At 36.4% G+C, this 20,065-nt stretch carries 15 protein-coding genes, 1 other RNA gene and 1 riboswitch; of the genes, 3 read left to right on the forward strand and 13 right to left on the reverse strand.

All coding sequences use genetic code 11. From position 1 onward, the window contains the following. Positions 1–4: 4 nt before the first annotated feature. From JOC83_RS10405 to JOC83_RS10430, 6 genes are all read right to left on the reverse strand, one after another. On the reverse strand, positions 5–3,637 hold the full coding sequence (locus JOC83_RS10405; RefSeq protein WP_239583453.1) for a dynamin family protein: 3,633 nt from the start codon (positions 3,635–3,637) through the stop codon (positions 5–7). Positions 3,638–3,959: 322 nt separating this feature from the next. Beyond that, positions 3,960–4,514, reverse strand: a complete 555-nt coding sequence (locus tag JOC83_RS10410; RefSeq protein ID WP_239583454.1) for an isoprenylcysteine carboxyl methyltransferase family protein — start codon at positions 4,512–4,514, stop codon at positions 3,960–3,962. 4 nt (positions 4,515–4,518) lie between these two features. After that, on the reverse strand, positions 4,519–5,607 hold the full coding sequence (locus tag JOC83_RS10415) for a type III polyketide synthase (protein WP_205186862.1): 1,089 nt from the start codon (positions 5,605–5,607) through the stop codon (positions 4,519–4,521). Positions 5,608–5,991: 384 nt separating this feature from the next. Continuing rightward, on the reverse strand, positions 5,992–6,543 hold the full coding sequence (locus JOC83_RS10420) for a GNAT family N-acetyltransferase (protein WP_205186863.1): 552 nt from the start codon (positions 6,541–6,543) through the stop codon (positions 5,992–5,994). Between the two features lie 251 nt (positions 6,544–6,794). Further along, entirely contained in the window at positions 6,795–8,108 is a 1,314-nt protein-coding gene (locus JOC83_RS10425) for a nucleobase:cation symporter-2 family protein (protein WP_205186865.1), read from the reverse strand. Positions 8,109–8,111: 3 nt separating this feature from the next. Continuing rightward, positions 8,112–8,705 carry a xanthine phosphoribosyltransferase gene (locus tag JOC83_RS10430; protein ID WP_205186866.1) on the reverse strand — a complete coding sequence of 198 codons (594 nt, stop codon included), beginning with the start codon at positions 8,703–8,705 and terminating at the stop codon, positions 8,112–8,114. A gap of 125 nt (positions 8,706–8,830) precedes the next feature. Continuing rightward, positions 8,831–8,932: riboswitch (purine riboswitch) on the reverse strand. Positions 8,933–9,182: 250 nt separating this feature from the next. Between JOC83_RS10430 and JOC83_RS10435 the strand changes: the two genes are divergently transcribed. The 3 genes from JOC83_RS10435 to JOC83_RS10445 are packed head-to-tail and all read left to right on the forward strand — an operon-like array spanning position 9,183 to position 11,456. Then, positions 9,183–9,329 carry a cytochrome c oxidase subunit 2A gene (locus JOC83_RS10435; RefSeq protein WP_205186868.1) on the forward strand — a complete coding sequence of 49 codons (147 nt, stop codon included), beginning with the start codon at positions 9,183–9,185 and terminating at the stop codon, positions 9,327–9,329. Positions 9,330–9,345: 16 nt separating this feature from the next. After that, complete coding sequence (locus tag JOC83_RS10440) at positions 9,346–9,819, forward strand: cytochrome c oxidase subunit II (RefSeq protein ID WP_205186870.1); 474 nt, start codon at positions 9,346–9,348, stop codon at positions 9,817–9,819. After that, a complete protein-coding gene (locus JOC83_RS10445) occupies positions 9,816–11,456 on the forward strand; it encodes a b(o/a)3-type cytochrome-c oxidase subunit 1 (RefSeq protein WP_205186872.1) in 1,641 nt (546 codons plus the stop codon). Before JOC83_RS10440 ends, JOC83_RS10445 begins: the two co-directional genes overlap by 4 nt. Positions 11,457–11,516: 60 nt before the next feature. Here JOC83_RS10445 and JOC83_RS10450 read toward each other — a convergent pair whose 3' ends face one another. The 7 genes from JOC83_RS10450 to gpsB all read right to left on the reverse strand — a co-directional run bounded on the left by JOC83_RS10450 (position 11,517) and on the right by gpsB (position 19,996). After that, positions 11,517–13,037, reverse strand: a complete 1,521-nt coding sequence (locus JOC83_RS10450) for a carboxypeptidase M32 (RefSeq protein WP_205186874.1) — start codon at positions 13,035–13,037, stop codon at positions 11,517–11,519. A 112-nt stretch (positions 13,038–13,149) separates the two neighbouring features. Continuing rightward, positions 13,150–15,084, reverse strand: a complete 1,935-nt coding sequence (locus tag JOC83_RS10455; RefSeq protein WP_205186876.1) for an ATP-dependent DNA helicase — start codon at positions 15,082–15,084, stop codon at positions 13,150–13,152. Positions 15,085–15,553: 469 nt separating this feature from the next. Further along, on the reverse strand, positions 15,554–15,760 hold the full coding sequence (locus tag JOC83_RS10460; RefSeq protein WP_205186878.1) for a DUF3921 family protein: 207 nt from the start codon (positions 15,758–15,760) through the stop codon (positions 15,554–15,556). Positions 15,761–15,899: 139 nt separating this feature from the next. Continuing rightward, positions 15,900–17,045 carry a THUMP domain-containing class I SAM-dependent RNA methyltransferase gene (locus JOC83_RS10465; protein ID WP_205186880.1) on the reverse strand — a complete coding sequence of 382 codons (1,146 nt, stop codon included), beginning with the start codon at positions 17,043–17,045 and terminating at the stop codon, positions 15,900–15,902. 284 nt (positions 17,046–17,329) lie between these two features. Next, a complete protein-coding gene (locus JOC83_RS10470) occupies positions 17,330–19,003 on the reverse strand; it encodes a glycoside hydrolase family 13 protein (protein WP_205186882.1) in 1,674 nt (557 codons plus the stop codon). A 221-nt stretch (positions 19,004–19,224) separates the two neighbouring features. Further along, an RNA gene (rnpB, locus tag JOC83_RS10475) (RNase P RNA component class B) lies at positions 19,225–19,613 on the reverse strand. Positions 19,614–19,681: 68 nt separating this feature from the next. Next, on the reverse strand, positions 19,682–19,996 hold the full coding sequence (gpsB, locus tag JOC83_RS10480) for a cell division regulator GpsB (RefSeq protein WP_110112321.1): 315 nt from the start codon (positions 19,994–19,996) through the stop codon (positions 19,682–19,684). Positions 19,997–20,065: the final 69 nt, after the last annotated feature.

Genomic DNA, 20,065 nt, shown 5'->3' on the forward strand with positions numbered 1-20,065 from the left:
CCTTTCAATTCTTAATGAGCTGTTTCAATGTAGTAATTGTAGCTTGAAGTTCTTTTAAATCGAACGGATTTGTCAGTGATTCTTGTAATCCTGCATAATAATCATCACACTGCGTCTTCATTTGTCCCTTATATTCCATTATATAGTCTGAAAAAGAAGCGGTGTAATACTGTGTTAATAACTGCTCTTGAGCCGCTAAATACGTATCAATAGTTGGTTCTAACATTTTCTTTAATTGTTCAACCATTTTTTCCTTCTCATTTTTCTCAAAAAAGCTCTTATTATTTTTATATAGACTCAATACTTTCTTAAACTGAACTGGATCTGGCATAGCCATTGCATTCATATACTTACTTCCATCATCACTGTTCATGTCATCAACAGATGGTGCAAAGGCTACATCAATTTGATGAGCTTTTTTCATAAGCAATTCATGAACCTCTTTAGCTAAATTATGAACATACTTTCCTCCACGTAACGTCGTAGCTCTTACTTCTTGAGTAGAATCGAATACAATGGATTCTAGCAATTCTTGTAAACAAGCTTGAAGCTGCTCTTGCTTATTACCTTTATCGTCCCGCAAGCTTGCAGGATTAAACGATTCTTTAAAAAAGTCATAATAACGAATCATGACTCGCTGTTTTACATAATAGAGTAGCTCCTTTAACTCTCGCTGTAGCTTTTCTCGTTCATTTTCATCAGAAACAGAAGCAATCAAATTCGTCATTTTTTCTTGCTTCTCTTGAAGCTGTTTAATATGTAGCTCCTTTTCAGAGGCCGATTTTGTTTGTAATCGCTCAACTTCTGTTGATACATTGAGTCCACGTTTGATATCTCCATATGCAGAGGAAGTGGCAATCTCCGTTAGTTCATAAGAAATGAATTGATAAAAATCCTTCTCGAATGGTAAAAAGCGTGATTTGGACTTTTCTTTCAATGCTAATAAGCTTGAAATTGGATACAATCTCGGAAAGCGTATGCCATATTGGCCTAACTGATCCTGTACATATTGTGTGACCAATTGTAACTCTTCATCGGATGAAGCTAAATCAGCAGCATTAATTAAAAAGAACATTTTATCAAGTGTAAACACATCTTTGACACGCCCAAGCTGAATTAAAAATTCTCGGTCTGCTTTCGAGAATGCATGGTTGTAATAGGTAACAAATAAGATCGCATCTGCATTTTTGATATAATCAAATGCTACTCCTGTGTGACGTGCATTAATGGAATCAGCACCTGGTGTATCTACAAGGGTAATTCCTTTACGTGTTAGTTCACAGTCATAGTACAAGTCAATGAACTGTACGAAACATGCTTTTTCTTCTTGGACAACATATTGACGAAATTGATTCATGTTTGTTGCAATGGAACTTCCTAACGACTCCTTGATTACCTCATATCCATTTACGACAGCATGTAAAAAAGAGAGATGAAGTTTCTCGCGAACATCGGAATTTTCTGCCACTGTAATAGATTTAATTATCTCCAATGCCTCAGCCATACTGTTTGCGTTCTTTGCAAAGAAAGATAAAGACACCTTTATATCTTCTAAGAGCTCAGCCTCCGTCTTAATATGAATGGTTGCTGTTTGATGTGGATGCTCTTTTGTTGGAGGAACAATTTTATTAATCGTTGCTGTCGTTGGATTTGGAGAAACGGGTAAAACAGATTCTCCAATTAATGCATTAGCGAATGAAGACTTACCTGCACTAAATGCACCAAATAATGCAACAGTAAATGATTGTTGTTTTAAGCGTTCCTTTTTATCTACAAGCTGCTTCACAAATGGATGTAATTGTTTAAACGGCTTCATACTTTTAACCGCAACTTCAATATCATCAATCGCTACTTCAATGGAAGTACCAGAGTTGTTTTTGTGCTCACGCACTGACAGTTGATTTTCTTTCTCTTCTGTCACTTGTAGGACAACCTCGTCATCACTATCACTTGCTAATGTGTATGTATCTTGTATATCCGTTAATAATTGCTTTTCTTGTTCCTCTGTTAACTCTTTTTCTTCATAAACAATTTCACGCAATTGAGCTTCTTTGTTTTGTAAATACTGATCTGACGAATTAATTCGCTGCATTGCATGTTGTAAAGCTTGCAAATCGTTCATTGAGTCAGTGACTGATTGCCTCTTCTTTTCATGTAACTCGTTTAACGATGCCACAATGATGGCAAACAAATCATTAAGCTGCCTTTCTGCTCTTTTCTTAACTTCGGCTGCTAAATCATTTGTGTATGTTAGCACATAGTCACCGCTGACCGATGCTCCAGGTTTTACAACTTTTTGAATATCTTCTTTTGTAAGCGGAATCGAAAATGAACGGATGTGTTGAATGAATGATTCTTCTTCAAGCGATTGATTAGCAACAAAGGTTTGCACATATTGCTGTAAATGCCATTGAAGCTGTGAATCAACTCTTTCTTTTAGATCATCATATAAGATGTTCAATCGTTGCTCTCGCTCTTCTTCTGTTTTCTTTTTTGAAAATAAAAACCCTATTTTAAAGTTAGATTGTATACTTTCCAAGAACAGTCGAGCTTTTTCTCTCATGTCGTACGGTGTTAAATTAGCATGTTGAATAATAACGCGAGTTTCGTTTACATACGTTTGTTCAAGCTGCTTTTCTTGTTGCGTTAATGTATTTAGCTGCTCTTGCAATTGAGCAAGTTGTGTATGCACCTCGTTACGTTCTGACTCTGTTCGTGACTGTACAATCTCTCTATCAACAGTTAATCCTTCTTCTTGTTTCTCACGCAGGAATGCCACATGTTGCGAAATAAGCTTTTGCATCGATGTTTGAATGTTTGGTTTTCGGTTCTTCTGCTCAATCATCAGCTCTTGTAACCACGCTTTTAATTGTGGTAGCTCGTTGTAGATACACGCCTCATCTTTTAATGATGTATAAAAGATACGCTCTGGCTTTACGTTCCATTTTGCGAATGAATCAGAGACGGATTGTTGAAACGCTTGAAATGATAGTTCTTCATCTCGATGTTTATCTACTTGATTAACAATAAGAAATAAACGCTTCTTTTCATTTTGCAGTTCTTTCGTAAATTGTAAATTCAATTCCGCTTGAACATGGTTATAATCCATCACATAAAAAATAACATCTGCTAAGTGCAAAGCAGATTCAGTTGAAACACGATGCGCATCATCTGTCGAATCAATTCCTGGTGTATCCATGACAACCACATTTGCAGGTAACTTCTGTGTATCAACTGACAAATGAATCGCTTCTACTTCATCTCCATCTAAACAAAAACGCTTAATTTTTTCAAAATCATAAGGAGCATTGTATCTCACACACTCCCCTTTTCGGTAATGAATCGTAGCATGTTCATCACCAGCTTTTACTGCTACTAGATTTGCACTTGTTGGGATTGGACTAGCCGGTAGAAGAGGATGACCCACTAGTTCATTAATCATGCTTGATTTCCCGGCTGAAAAGTGACCACAAAACGCAATGACAAATTCACTTTTTATCCACTTTTTTTCTAATTGAATCGTTTTGTACGCTTGTTCAAGATCTTCTTCTTCTTGAAATGCTGTATGCAAATGAAAAAGTGATGATGCAATTGATTGCTTTGCCGAATCAATTAAAGGCTCTTTTGTTTGTCTCAACTGCTTTATACCCCTTTGCCCCATTTTTCTTTTATTTTACTTGAATTCTCCTTTATTTCCTATAAAAAACTGAATTTTTTAACAGGAATAAACCACACAAAAAAGCTGACGACCGATCGCCAGCTTTTTGGATTGTTATGCTTTTTGAACTTTTTCGATGTTTTTCATCACATAAGTTGTTAACGCTGTATATGTAACAATTGTTCCGATCACAAAAAGACTTACCATATTGTCCACCACCCGTTTCTGTTTGATGAAATTGATAATCTTTATCAGGTGATTTCATCTTATCATGAAAGATAATCATTTTCAATTAGTTTTGCTATTTTTTTATTGGAACAAACCTTCTATATTTTTGTGTGGATTGCTCATAATTTGTTAACGAGCGTAACGCTTTTTCTTCTATTGGGATACGAACAGATAAGACAGCTATATTCAATAAACTAAACAAAATCAACGTAACGTATGCATGAAAAAGAAGTGGAATAATGATAAATTCCATCGCCACAATCACATAATTAGGATGTTTCATATATCTATATGGCCCTTTTAATACAACGTCTGCCTCCGGTAAAATAATAATTTTCGTATTCCAATACTTTCCCAATGATGAAATAGCCCACACCCTTGCGCCTTGTACGATAACAAATAATAAGGTGAGCCATATCCACCAATTTGAGACCGCTTTTTGAAACCATTGCACTTCAATAAACAACGAAATAAAAAAGCTCATATGGACAATGACAATCCATTTATAATGCGCTTGTCCAATTTCAATCGCTCCTTGCTTTTTCATCCATTTTTCATTTCTTTTAGCAACAATCAGTTCAATGACCCGTTGAACTGCCAACATGATTAATAATACATAGAAAATCATTTCCTCACTCCCACTTTAGCAACAATAACTCCGAGCTAAATCCCGGACCAAGTGCTGTAACAATCCCATATTCACCCGGCTTTGTCTTCCCTCTCATAAAACGGTCTAACACATACAATACGGTTGTAGATGACATGTTGCCATATTGCTTTAACACATCTAACGAATACTCAATCATATGAGAGCTCAATTGAAGAGAGCTTACATATGCTTCTAACACTTTTTTTCCACCTGGATGAGCAACAAAATGAGTTAAATCCGAAATGGTTAAGTCGTTTTGCTGAAGAAATGGATGAACTTGATTTCCTAACCATGTTTCTACAATAGTCGGAATGTCTTTTGAGAAGATAACGTACAAACCATTGTTTTTAATATCCCATCCCATTACATCCTCAGATTGAGGCATTAATGTTGATTGAACATCAACAATGGATGGATGTGCAGGTAACGTTGAAACCTTCCGTAAGTCTACATGATCCCCAGCCATTAGAACAGCGGCCACACCATCTGCAAATAATGATGTACCAATTAAATTACTTTTTGATCGATCATTTCGTTGAAACGTTAAACTGCATAACTCAATGGATAAAACAAGCACCTTCGCGTTTGGAAAAGCCAAACAGTACTCATACGCTCTTGACAATCCAGCCGCTCCTCCTGCACAACCTAATCCCCAAATAGGAATTCGCTTTGTATGATCTGAGAATGGCAGCTTGTTCATAATGCGAGCTTCAATACTAGGAGTAGACAGCCCGCTTGTTGAAATGTAAAATATCGCATCAATCTCTTCATAAGAAATAGGTTCATTTAAGTAATAGGAATCCTGTAAGCATGATGTAATAGCCTTTGCACCAAATTCAACCGCACATTTTATAAACTCATTGTTTTTCTCTTCAAAGGTATGATCCGTTTTAAACCATGATAAATCTTTTGCAAAGTGTCGCTTTTCAATTTGACCGTTTGCAAATACCGTTAATAAACGATTAATATCTTTAAATGATTGAGCAAACAGCTCTTTTGCAAACAACACCGTATCCTCTTGCTTTAATTCATACGGTGGAATACATAATCCAACGGAGACGACTTTTGGCAATGTTTTCACCTCTTCTAGTACAGGTAGGTATATTTTTTGCGATTTGCCAAATTTTATTCAAATAAAAACCATCATTTCCTATTTACACCTATATGTTTTTAGATGCTGTTACTTTCTACACTAAAGTATATGATGGCTACTTCAATCCAGTATCTCCTCCATTGTTTCCGTTTGGTTAAACAAAATAGGCTGTGTGACCTGGAGAGCTTTTTCTCCAGGTCACACAGCCTAACGTTTTGAAGGAATGTGTATGTTTGTTGTGCAATTCTATTATATCCCAAACAAGAGAACTGTAAATCGACAATATTTGGATATAGAAAACCTTTCTCCAAAAGAGCACGTGAAGCTCCTCTCGAGAAAGGTTGAAAGGTTCTACTTATTCGTTTATCTTTCATAAAAGAAAAGCGACATAAAGATTTCATCTATATATTCACCGTTAATATATGCTTGCTCTTTATAAATTCCTTCTTCTTTAAAGCCAACTTTTTTGTATAGCTCAAATGCAACAGGATTCGATGCAAACACCGTTAAACATAATTTACGAAGCTCATTTCTGCGACACCAGTTTAATGTATATTCCATGAATTGCTTTCCAATTCCCATTCCTTGAGCTTGTGACACAATCCATGTACGGAATAGACCTGTATGACGCTTCATATGAATCTCACCACGCAATACACGCGCAATTCCTACTACTTTTCCTTCTACTTCTGCTACTACATACATATGACCGTTTTGTTTGACATGATTAATAAATTCAATTTCTTCTTCAAGCGTACGAGGCTGATCTTTTTGAATAAATTCACCTGCATCAATAATCTCTTTTACAGCTGTTGTAATTTGCACCGCATCTTTTCCTTCAGCCGGTCGAATTGTTACTTCACGTCCATCTTTCGACTCAAATGTAACCACTTCTTTGTTCTCCATCGTTAACATCTATATCAACTCCCTAGCATCAATCTTCATGTGTTCATAGTTTGCTTTTTTCCCTTACATATTATCGTTGGTAAAGATTATGGGAAGATAACATACTTAATACCCACTACTCACATCATATAAACAGTATTTAAGGAGTTTTTATTCTTACATATGTCGATTTAGTTTTCAACATATTATACTTAAAAAATAAAAATAACAATTTTCCGAATATAAAAAAGCACTTGACCTTTCGATCAAGCGCTTTTGGGTTATGATACTATTTCTTGTTTTATTGCTGGTGAAACAGCAGATGAATGAGATTGTTTTCTTGAAGGAATCATATTAAAAACGATATTTAAGAAAATAGCTGTTATGCTCCCTGCGACAATGCCATTACTTGTGATGATTTGTAAACTTTGAGGTAAGTTTACAAACAAATCCGGTACAACGGTCACCCCTAATCCCATTCCAACTGAACAAGCAACAATTAAAAGATTTTCTTGCTTTGCTAAGTCCACTTGACTTAACATTTTGATTCCATATGAAATAACCATTCCGAACATTACAACCATTGCTCCACCAAGTACTGGGTTCGGAATAACCGTTGTTATGGCAGCCACTTTAGGTAAGAAACCTAATACAACTAAAATACCGCCTGCTGCAAAAATCACATTTTTCGTTTTAACACCTGACAACTGAATCAAACCGACATTTTGTGAATACGCCGTGTAAGGAAAAGCATTAAATAATCCACCAGATAAAATAGCTAATCCTTCTGCTCGGTATCCACCAGCTAAATCTTTTTCATCAATTTTTCTATTACAAATATCACTAACAGCAAAATAAACCCCTGTTGATTCTACAATCCCAACCATTAACACTAATAACATAGTTAGAATAGCTGTAATGTTAAAGGTAGGTGCACCAAAATAAAATAATTCAGGAACATGAATCCATGATTCATTTTTTACTGCTGACATATCCACTTTGCCCATGAAAGAAGCGACGATTGTTCCCCCGACTAATCCTAATAGAACAGAAATAGACCGAACGAATCCTGAGAAAAAGCGATAGAGCGAGACGATAAATAAGAGAACACCAAAAGCTAGCGTTACATTACTCAAGCTTCCAAAATCTGCACTTCCTTCTCCACCTGCCATGTTTTTCATTGCTACTGGAATTAATGTAATACCGATGATTGTTACTACAGACCCCGTAACAATAGGTGGAAAAAATCGAACAAGTTTTCCTAGATACTTAGCAAACACGACGACAAGTAATCCTGAAACAATAATGGACCCATATACAGACGTAATACCATATGAGCTACCAATGGCAATCATAGGACCGACTGCTGTAAACGTACATCCTAATACGACTGGTAAACCAATTCCAAAAAAGCGATTTTTCCATACTTGCAATAACGTTGCGACACCACACATTAATAAATCAATGGCAACTAAGTACGTTAACTGTTCTGCTGTTAGTCCTAATGCTCCTCCAACAATAAGCGGTACAATAATGGCTCCACCGTACATAGCTAATACGTGCTGAAAACCGAGTGACAATATTTTTCCGTTCATGAATTATACCTCCACTCTGCGTGTTTCTTTTACAAACTGCACTTTTCCATCTTGTAAAGATTCTATACGGGCTAATGATTCTACTTGAATCCCTCGCTCACGTAGTCTTTCTCCACCATCTTGAAATGCCTTTTCAATAACAATACCTATCCCAGCTGCCGTCGCACCAGCTTGCTCAACAATATGTAGTAATCCTAGTGCAGCTTGGCCATTTGCTAGGAAATCATCAATGATTAATATATGATCATCTTCAGTTAGAAACTTCTTTGCAACTGAAATTTCTGTTTCCTCTTGCTTTGTAAATGAATATACATTCGATGTTAATAACCCATCCTGCAGTGTTAATGATTTGCGTTTGCGAGCAAATATCATCGGCACTTCTAGTTGTAGAGCTGCCATAATTGCAGGGGCAATACCTGACGATTCAATCGTTAATACTTTTGTAATCTCTTTATGTTGAAACCTTGCTGCGAATTCTTCTCCAATTTGTTTCATTAATAACGGGTCCATTTGATGATTTAAGAACGTGTCTACTTTTAAGATCGTATCAGATAGCACAATTCCATCTGTTAAAATTTTTTGCTCTAATGCTTTCATATCCGCTTCCTCCAACGCTGTAATAAAATAAAAAAACTCAAACACATGACCACACTCTCTTATGAGTAGAGCCATGCCTTTGAGTTTTATTAAACACAAGGAAACAGATAAAAAGGATAAACCTTTTTTCTTCATCGCTCACTCATAGTCGAATCGTTTACGGCAATTCGGTAGAGACTTGCGAGCCATATCCTCGCGATTATATGAGTGCTTCATTAAGTTACTTGAATTATATCAAGAAACAATCGATTTGCAAAGAGGTTTTTAAGTTTTTATCGAACTATCTTCTTTTTAATTTTATTTAACATTCGTCTTTTCCGTTTTTTATTGATTGTTTTGTACTTCCTTTTCTTTTGTTTTCATTTGTGCATCACTTCACAAAAACTTCATAATTTGTGTGATATATATCACAGATTATATAGCTTTTGAACCATTACGATTAGCTTAACACGAAGCATTATAAGAGGAGGGAAAACAATGGCTCAATTGCAACACGAAACCAAAAAAACAAAAGTAGAAGATTCTAAAACGTTAATTGGGACATTATCATCGGTTCTTTTACTAGGCATTTTTCTAATTGTCACCTGGTTTTCAGTTTACTTTTTATTTTTAAGTCGCTTATAAAAGGAGAATCGTCAACATGCATATGCATAAATTTGAAAAGATTTGGTTAATTTTCGGAGTTGGCTCACTTATTTTATTTTTAACGACCATTGGAGTCAGTGCATTTTATATGGGGCATCATCCCCCAAGCTCACATACAACCATTAATCCTGAAAAAGTAGATGTTACGCCTCCGTTTAACAACCCTGGTGTTAAAAAGTTAAATGACAATGAATACGAAGTAGTGCTTGTAGCATCTGCTTTCTCTTATGTACCTAATCAGATTCAAGTCCCAACAAATGCAAAGATACATTTTAAAGTTGCCACAAAAGACGTAATTCATGGCTTTGAAATTGCAGGTACGAACGTTAATATGATGGTTGAGCCAGGGTATGTGAGTGAATTTACCCAAACATTTCGCAAGCCTGGTGAATTTTTAATTTTATGTAATGAATATTGCGGAATTGGTCACCATATGATGACCTCTAAAATTGAGGTGGTAGAACAATGAATACGATGGTAAATAAACAAGATAGCCGCTTAGCGATGGCTCACATTTATGTAGCAATCATTGCGTTGGCTCTAGGCGGATTAGCAGGGCTATTACAAGTATTAGTTCGCACAGGAAAGTTTGAGCTGCCTTCTCCTATTACTTATTATCAAGTCTTAACAGTCCATGGCGTACTATTAGGTCTCGTTTTAACGACATTCTTTATTATCGGATTTCAATTTGCTGCATTAAGTCGAACGCTCGGAGCATTAAGTCAGAATGTCTTACGATCTGGATGGATTGCCTTCTGGTTAATGACCATCGGCACAACTATAACAGCAATTTGCATTCTGTTAAACGGAGCATCTGTTTTATATACATTTTATGCTCCTCTCCAAGCCCATCCTGCCTTTTATATTGGATTAGCTCTTGTAGTGATTGGAAGTTGGGTAAGTGGATTTGCCATGTTTGCCTCTTATCGAAGCTGGAAAAAAGAACACCCGAAACAGGTGAGTCCACTTCTTGCATTCATGGTCATTGTGAACATGATTCTATGGCTAGTTGCCACACTTGGTGTAGCAGCCACCGTTGTGTTACAACTGATTCCTTGGTCTCTTGGAATGGTAGATACAATTAACGTTCTTGTGTCTCGAACCTTGTTTTGGTATTTTGGTCATCCACTCGTTTATTTTTGGCTGTTACCTGCTTATATGGTTTGGTATGTGATCATTCCTAAAATCATCGGTGGGAAAATCTTTTCAGACTCTTTAGCCCGTATGTCGTTTATTTTATTCTTACTTTTCTCAATTCCTGTTGGGTTTCACCATCAATTAACAGAGCCAGGAATTGCCGCTTCATGGAAGTACCTTCAAGTGGTATTAACGTTTTTAGTCATCGTTCCTTCTTTAATGACTGCTTTCTCTCTTTTTGCCACATTTGAATTGTATGGACGTTCAAAAGGAGCAACAGGATTGTTTGGCTGGTTCAAAAAGCTTCCTTGGAATGATGCACGATTTGTAGTACCGTTTATTGGGATGATTGCTTTTATTCCAGCAGGAGCAGGCGGAATGGTTAATGCAAGTCATCAATTAAATCAAGTCGTTCATAATACGATTTGGGTAACAGGGCATTTTCACTTAACTCTCGCTACTAGTGTTGTATTGACGTTCTTTGGCATATTATATTGGCTCGTTCCTCATTTAACAGGTCGCGTCTTAACAAAAGCGATGAATAAACTCGCCATTACTCAAGCGCTTGTATGGGCATTTGGAATGGCCATTATGTCTGGTTCCATGCATAGTGTTGGATTATTAGGGGCACCAAGACGGTCAGCATTTTCAACGTATGGAAATGCACCTCAAGCTCTTGAATGGATCCCTTATCAATACGCACAAGCAGTAGGCGGAACTATTTTATTTGTAGGAATTATTCTTATACTTATTATTTTTACAAACTTAGCCTTTTTTGCACCAAAAGGAACGACTGAATTTCCTGTAGGAGAAACAGATAATCAATCAGAACCCACTCCTCTCTTTTTTGAAAATTGGAAGGTTTGGTTAACTATTGCAGTCGCACTGATTTTATTTGCTTATACCATCCCATTTGTGGATATGATTCATCACGCTCCACCTGGATCAAAAGGATTTAAACTATGGTAAATGGAAAATGTTAAAAGCCAAGACAATGTGTTGAAAATGACACATTGTCTTGGCTTTTATTTAAGCTAATTCATATACACGACGATATTTTTCTTCTAAATAATCAATTAAATATTGAGCATTTAATCCTTCACCTGTTACATCGTTTAAGATTTCAAGTGGCTTCTTCATGCTACCATATTGGTGAATTCGTTCTGTTAACCATTCACGAATCACATGACCTTCTCCGCTCTCAAGTAATTCATCAAAGTTAGGAAGATCTTGAAGCATTGTTTTCTTAAACTGTGCTGCATACATATACCCTAAAGCGTAAGATGGGAAATAACCAAAGCTTCCACCTGACCAATGTACATCTTGTAGCACACCTTCACCGTCATGATTTGGACGAATACCTAAATACTCTTCGTATTTATCATTCCATATTTGTGGTAAATCTTTTACTTCCATCTCACCATTTATTAATCCTTTTTCAATTTCATAGCGAATCATAATATGAAGTGGATACGTTAATTCATCTGCTTCAATTCGAATTAATGATGGCTGAGACTGATTGACGGCACGGTAGAAATCATCAAGCGCTACATCATCGAATTGACCTGATGCATATTTCTTTAATACATCATAGTTACGCTTCCAGAATGAATAGTTCTTTCCTACAAACTTTTCAAAGAATAATGATTGCGATTCATGAATCCCCATTGACGTTCCATCACACAAGACTGTTCCAATTAAATCTGGGGAAATGTTTTGTTCATATAGGGCATGGCCACATTCATGAATGGTACCAAAGATAGCTGTACGGAAATCATTTTCATCATATTTCGTTGTAATTCGAACATCTCCTGGGTTTAGTCCTGTCGCAAACGGATGAACCGTTTCATCTAGACGACCTGCTTCAAAGTCATAACCTAGTTCTTCTAAAATTGCTAAGCTAAACTCTCGTTGACTTTCTTTTGGAAAGTGTTTATGTAAAAAGGCTGTTTCGGGCTTGTTAGGCGATGCTGCAATTTGTTGAACAAGTGGAACAATACGCTCGCGTAACTGACCAAACACACGATCAAGTACTTCTACCGTTACACCGGGTTCGTACATATCTAGTAGACGATTATATTTATTGCCTTCATAACCCCAGTACTCGACAAAACGTTTATTGTATTCAACAATTTTCTCTAAATAAGGCTGAAACATCGCAAAGTCTGCTTTGTTTTTTGCGTCTTCCCATACAGACTCCGCTTTTGATGTTAAGATGACATACTCTTTGTATTCATCTGCTGGAATCTTCTTATTTAATTCATATTGCTTTCGACACTCTTCTAACGATTTCTTTGTAATATCAGATATGTATGCTTGTATCTCATGATTACCTAATTTTGCAATAAATGCTGCCATCTGTTCAGATGTCGATAATTTAAACACTTCAGAAGAAAGCATTCCAATTACTTCTGAGCGCTGTTCAGCTCCTTTTTTAGGTGCTCCTGTACGCAAATCCCAATACATGACACCAATTGCTTCTCCGTAGCTCTTTATTTTTTTCATATACTCATGAAATTGCTCTTCAACTTTTTTTATTTCTTCTTTCATGATAACTCCCCCTCTATTCTACAAACCAAAACTTTCTGAATTATTTTAACATATCTACTTAGCTCTGTCATTTTAAAAACCCGCTATCTCATATAGACAGCGGGTTTTAGACTCACGCAAAAGTTGGAGTAGTTGGTAAGTTGCGTTCAATGATATCTGTTACTTCTTTTTGTAACGTATCTTCTGTAAAAATGGTAATGAATCCTTTGTCTCCATGTGAACGAATTAAGCGCCCTATCCCTTGCTTCAAACGTAACATCATATATGGCATATCAGCATCCCAAAAAGGATCTGCCACTTGGTTGCGTTTCGCTTCAAATACAGGGTCGTTTGGCGGAAACGGAAGCGACCATACAATGACATTTGATAGTGATGGGCCTGGGACATCAAGTCCTTCCCATAGATGAACCGCACATAAAATCGTTTCTTCTTCACGTTGGAATCTAGAAACAATTTTACTAATCTCTTGATCGCCTTCAAACAAGAATGTATATTGCTTTAATTCTACCGATGCTTTTTTGAACTGTGTCAGCTCTTCTTTACTATTGAATAGTAGCAATGCTCGTCCATTTGTTTTCTCTAACTGTTGCAATGCAAACCCAAATTTATCAGCAAAGGCTGATTCTCCCGATTTTACACGCTTAATTGTTACGTTCATTTGCTCATCATAGTCAAATGGAGACTCCACTGAGAAAGATAACGGATTCGACACACCTAAACTATAGGCTAAATAATCGAATGACTTATTATCTGATAGTGTCGCAGACGTAAAAATGTATGGAATGTTTTTTGAGAACACTCGTTCTTTCAAAACATCCTTTACAGCCTGTGGCATGATAACAAGTGTTAACTGAGCTTCATGTTCTTCTGCCCAATAAATCGCATTGTCATTGTCCATAAATAGACGTAGTGAGTAATCAATTTGATCAAGGTATTCGTCTACAATACGCAATGTATATTCGTCAACCGTGTATGTTTCACTTTCAAATACAAGTTCATTTCCAATATGATCAAGTAAAGCTAACATCTCTTTCACTTTTGATTGTAGTCCTTCTGTTCTCGCTACTTCTTTACGATTAGATCCTACAACGTCCGTACTCGCAAAACTTACTTCATCAAAAAACTCCGCATATGTTTTAATCGCACGCTCAATTTGATAAGCAAACCCTTCACGAACATCGTTTTCAAGGAGACGCGTTAGAAGATTTTCAAGTGTATCTTCTTGAATACGATATGTTAACGCCTTTTGAGCTGCAAACTCTAATAAATGCCCTTCGTCAAACACCACACAGCTGCTTTCTGGTAAAAATGGCATTTGTCCTTCACGTTTACGTGCCTCATAGGTCCAAATATGCTCCATATAAAAATCGTGTGAACAAATAATCAAATCTGATGCTTTACGATAATGATCTCTTGATAGCGTCAACCCACAACGGTGACGCTGATCACAGGATGAACAGTCCTGGAATGAATCCCAGTTTACAAAACGCCACTCTTCATCTGTTAAATGAGGATACTCTTTACGATCACCATAATGATAAAAAGATTGCATTCCTGTTCGATCATGAACAAAAGGTGGCAAAGTATCATAAATACTTTCAATGTTTTCATTATCAGTGCGCATTGTAATGCCATCTAGCTTTTGCAAGCAGAGGTAATTATCTTGTGATTTTGCTAAACGAACATCAATATTTAAGTTAAGAATACGAGATAGCTTCGCAATATCTCCTTCTTCTTTAACAAGCTGTTCGATCAGTGTTTCATCCGCACAGGCAATAATAGCCGGTTTTCCAGTGTAACGGGCATAGCAAAGAGCATAAAGTAAATAAACAATAGTTTTCCCCGTTCCTACACCCGCTTCAGCAAACATCACTTTTTTTTCTTTAAAAGCGCGTTCAACTTGAAAAGCCATAAAGATTTGCTCATCACGCTCTTCTAATCCAGCTTCTGGAAGATGATCGTAAAAAACATCTCCAATCCATTCATTTAATTTATCATAAAAATTTTCATCGCGTTCAATTGTAAAAGGTAACCGTTCTCTAATCATGATTTAGACTCCTTCAACTATATAAATCGACTTAAACGTTAGCATGAATCATAGTAATCTCATGGTCAGTTTTAAGTACTCGCTTCTTATTCACATATTCAGGTTCACATGTTAAATTTGACAAATTAACAAATTTTCCTGCTTAATAACAACATTTAAGCGATTGGAAAGTGATGCTTTAGCTTTTCCAATCGCTTATGTATCCTTTATTTTCTTCATTCTACTTTTAACATTACGCAATAATGGTTCATTATTGCCCTAATAAAATCTTTCAAACAAACATTAATTATCAATTATTCAGCAGGAATTGTCAATATTGTTTTACATCTAGAAGATAAAAGAAAAAAGCATGACGGCATGACACATCCCTTGCCTCTCTATCCAAAGGTGTAAATGGATGTTAGAGGCAAGGGATGTTGTCTTTTTTAATGAAATACTTCTTACTGCTTTTGCTAAAGCCTGCTCGTTTTTATAATTCCTCGATATTTGGTGTTGTATATGAAATGTACCGTTCATCAATTGATGTAGCAAACGACCACGCTGATTTATATTCTTGTTTCGCTTTTTCAAGTTCTGATAATGTGTTTGTTGCTACATCATTTTGTTTCTGTAGCAGCTCATAGCTATTCTCTAGTGCGTGATGAATTCTCTCAAAATCAATTTGATTATACGTCATGCATACGCCCTCCTACTCAGGCAAATGAATTTATGAAATACTATTACTATATACAAATGCTCAAAGAGTTATACCTTTAAAGAACAGAGACAAACTTAAAAGCGTGATGCCGATTGCACCACGCTTTTCATACGATCTACTATTGATTGTTTCTTGGCGGACGTTTCCCCCAATATTGATAGTAATCTGTTTCAATAAATCCATTAAACAGCTTTCGCTTTTTTGTTGCTTGTTTGCCATAAAATTGCTCAAAGCCTTTATGAGACGTTAGCATGTAAATTGACCATGTATCTAACTCAGAAAATGCTTGTCCCATTTCTGCATACATCTTTTCAACCGATGGGCGATCACTTAGACGCTCCCCATATGGAGGATTTCCGATGATCACACCATATTCTTTCCTCGTTGTAAAATCACGCACTTGCATTTGTTTAAACGTCACTAAATCACCAAGTCCTGCTTCAAATGCGTTTTCCTGAGCCATTTTCACCATACGATGATCAATATCAAACCCAGTAATATCAAGCTCTTGGTCATAATTTGCAACATCTTCGGCTTCTTCTCTCGCTTTATCCCAAACATCAGCAGACATCCAAGGCCATTGCTCTGAAATAAAATCACGATTAAATCCTGGAGCGATGTTTTGACCAATTAGAGCTGCTTCAATTGGAATGGTTCCAGATCCACAGAAAGGATCAACAAATGGCTTGTTAGGTGTCCATGATGTTAACATAACAAGAGCTGCTGCTAATGTCTCTTTAAGAGGTGCTTCCCCTTGATCTACACGGTAACCTCGTTTATGCAAACCAACTCCACTTGTATCAATCGTTAATGTAGCAATATCTTTTAACAGCGCAACCTCAATTTTAAAGACAGGTCCTGTTTCCTCTAACCAGCCTGTCGTTTTTTTATAATGACTCTTCACACTATCTACAATCGCTTTTTTCACAATACTTTGGCAATCTGATACACTAAATAATTTTGATTTCACCGATTTACCACTGACCGGAGATTGTGCATCAACTGGTAAATAATCTCCCCAATTAAGGGCTTTCGTCTTTTCAAAAAGCTCATCAAACGTCGTTGCTTTAAACTGACCAACTTGTATTTTAATACGGTCAGCAGTACGAAGCCATAAGTTACAACGAGCGATAGCAAGCTCGTCTCCTTCAAATATCACTTTTCCATTATCTACTTCACATTCATATCCTAATGCACGTACTTCTTTTGCAACGAGTGCTTCAATTCCCATTGCAGCTGTCGCAATAATTTTATACTTACCCATGTTTTAACCTCATTTAATTTCAATTTAGATGTATCTGTAAAGTACCACATCTCTATGTACATTTCAAACAATCTTGCAAAATTAAGAGGGTGTCTCTAAAGGTAAAAGCGTTCCTTTAGAGACACCCTCATGCAACTTAAACCACCATCCAAACTCAATAACATCACTAAGTTCGGTTCATAATTCCGTGTGCATCAAACAAATTTTTTCACTTTCCAAACCGTTCTCTTCTCATTTTTATCGCGCACAAAATAATTTTTCAAATATGCGCAACCGTTTGCTCATTATTCACTTGTTAATAAATAAACGCGTGTTTCATAAGGCTTTAACGTAAATGCATGAGCAGACTCAACGCTATCTAATGGATAGTTATTCGCTAAAACTTTTTGGCTTGTAAATGCGATATCTTCCGGAAGCTCAAATGCTTCTTCCTGACGAGACATGTTACATACAACGACTACTTTCTCATTGCCAAGTGTTCGCGTATACGCATAGATTTTTTCATGATCAGGTAGAATTAAATCGTACGTGCCATATACAAGAACTTCATGTTCTTTACGAAGGCGAACAAGGTTTTTATAGAAGCTTAAAATTGAGAATTCATTGTTTATTTGGGATTCTACGTTAATTTCTTTATAATTCGGATTTATTCCCATCCAAGGTGTTCCAGTTGAAAATCCTGCATTTTCTTCTGTATTCCATTGCATTGGTGTACGTGAGTTATCACGACCTGTTTCCCAAATTACCGGCATAATTTCTTCGTGCGAACGACCTTTTTCACGTTGAATACGATAGTAGTTAATCATCCCTACATCGTTATATTCTTCAATTGAATCAAATTTCACATTTGTCATACCAATTTCTTGACCTTGGTAAATAAATGGTGTTCCCTGCATTAAGAAGTACAATGTTGCTAAACATTTTGCGCTTTCTTCACGGTATTCTGGATCACCAAATTTATTAATCGAACGAATATGGTCATGATTTTCTAAGTATAAAGCATTCCAACCATTTATTTTCTCTAACCCTTTTTGCCAATTCGTTAAAATGGTTTTCATTTCTTTTAAGTCAAGTGGACTTGATTGACCTTTGTCCCATAAACTCATATGCTCAAATTGGAAAATCATATTGAACTTTCCATTTTCAGCTCCAACCCACTCGTCAGCGCCGTCCCACTTTACTCCGTTTGCTTCACCGACTGTCATAATGTCGTATTTTTCAAACGTATTAGCTTTTAGCTCTTGTAAATGCTCTTGAATACCTTCTCGATTCATATGTCCTTCAAAAGATGGTACATAGTCTAATCCTTCTGGATTTGGTAGATCAGGGAATCCTGGCACTTTCTTAATATGAGAAATTGCATCAACACGGAATCCATCAATTCCTTTGTCTAGCCACCAATTTACCATATTATATAACTCTTCTCGTACTTTTGGATTTTCCCAGTTTAAATCAGGTTGTTTACGAGAGAACACATGTAAATAATATTCTTTCGTTTCTTCATCAAGCTCCCATGCTGATCCACTGAAAATAGACTCCCAGTTATTTGGTTCTTGTCCATCTTTACCTTCATGCCAAATGTAATAATCACGGTATGGATTCTCTTTAGATGAACGTGATTCAATAAACCAAGGATGCTCATCTGATGTATGATTAATGACTAAATCCATAATCAATTTCATACCTCGAGCATGCACTTCTTCTAATAGTTGATCAAAATCGTCCATTGTACCAAAATCATTCATAATATCTTGATAATCACTAATATCGTAACCGTTATCATCGTTTGGCGATTGATAAATTGGGCAAATCCAGATAACGTCGATTCCAAGATCTTTTAAATAATCTAATTTTGAAATAACACCTTGAATGTCACCAATACCGTCTCCATTTGAATCCATAAAGCTACGTGGATATATTTGATAAGCGACTGCTTCTTTCCACCATTTCTTTTCCATTATGTTCAACCCCTCACAAAACTACGTCGAAGTAAGCGCTAGCAAAAAATCTAACACTAATCCATATTGTATAATGAAAACGTATAAAAAAACAGATATTTCTCTAAAAAATCTTTTAACCACTAAAAAACTCTCCATTTAAAATGGAGAGTTTGCTTGAGTTCATTATCATTAAGTATATATTTTATTTACATAAAATTGTCGAGTGCTTATCAATAGCGTTCTGTAAGCCATGTTTTGTCCCTTCGTACTTCAATCGGCTAGCAGCCTCGTACTCCGGTGGCAACCATCTATCTACAAGTTGATAGTCAACTTGTCCTTCCCTCCGTTCAATTCCTTCAGGAAGATGCCCCTACCATTATTTGGGTTTCTCGCTCGAGGGGTTTACCTCGTTCCACTCTCATCATTTCTAATGAGACTACGTCACTGTGGCACTTTCAGAGTATTAGAACCATATCCGAAGACTTAGGTCCGTTCCCCGCCGTTAGCCTAGTTACCTAGACTACCCTAGCTTATGACTTCGCTAGGCACGAACACTACAGACATCGCAGTCTGTGCGAGCATGGACTTTCCTCTACATCCTCAAGTGATGCAGCGGTTACCCAAACGCTATTGATGACGACAAATACTAGTATAATAAAAACAGGAGCTGAATGCAACTCCTATTTTTGCCATACGTTATTCGTATAATTTGCTACCAAATACATGCTTTTCCAAGTTCGATAAGCGCTTTAGAATATCAAAGTTTGTTGTTCCACTTGCTTGATTTTGATTATACGTTTGCTGCTGACGCTTTGATGAATCTTCAAGCTGTTTTTTCAAACGCATATTTTCTGCTTGAAGATTGCCAATTTCTTCGTGGAATGCTTCATAATCTTTAATAATAGAATCTAAAAACTTATCTACCTCTTCTTGATTGTAGCCTCTCATACTTGATTTAAAATCTTTTTCTAAAATTTCTTTTGCTGTTAAGCGAATTTTATCCGATAACATGTCCCTCACCTCAATACGCTTGCCCTATTCATTATTACTTTATATTTTTTCAAAAATAGGATGAATTGT

Origin of the sequence: Priestia iocasae, assembly GCF_016909075.1 — a bacterium.
Taxonomy (GTDB): domain Bacteria; phylum Bacillota; class Bacilli; order Bacillales; family Bacillaceae_H; genus Priestia; species Priestia iocasae.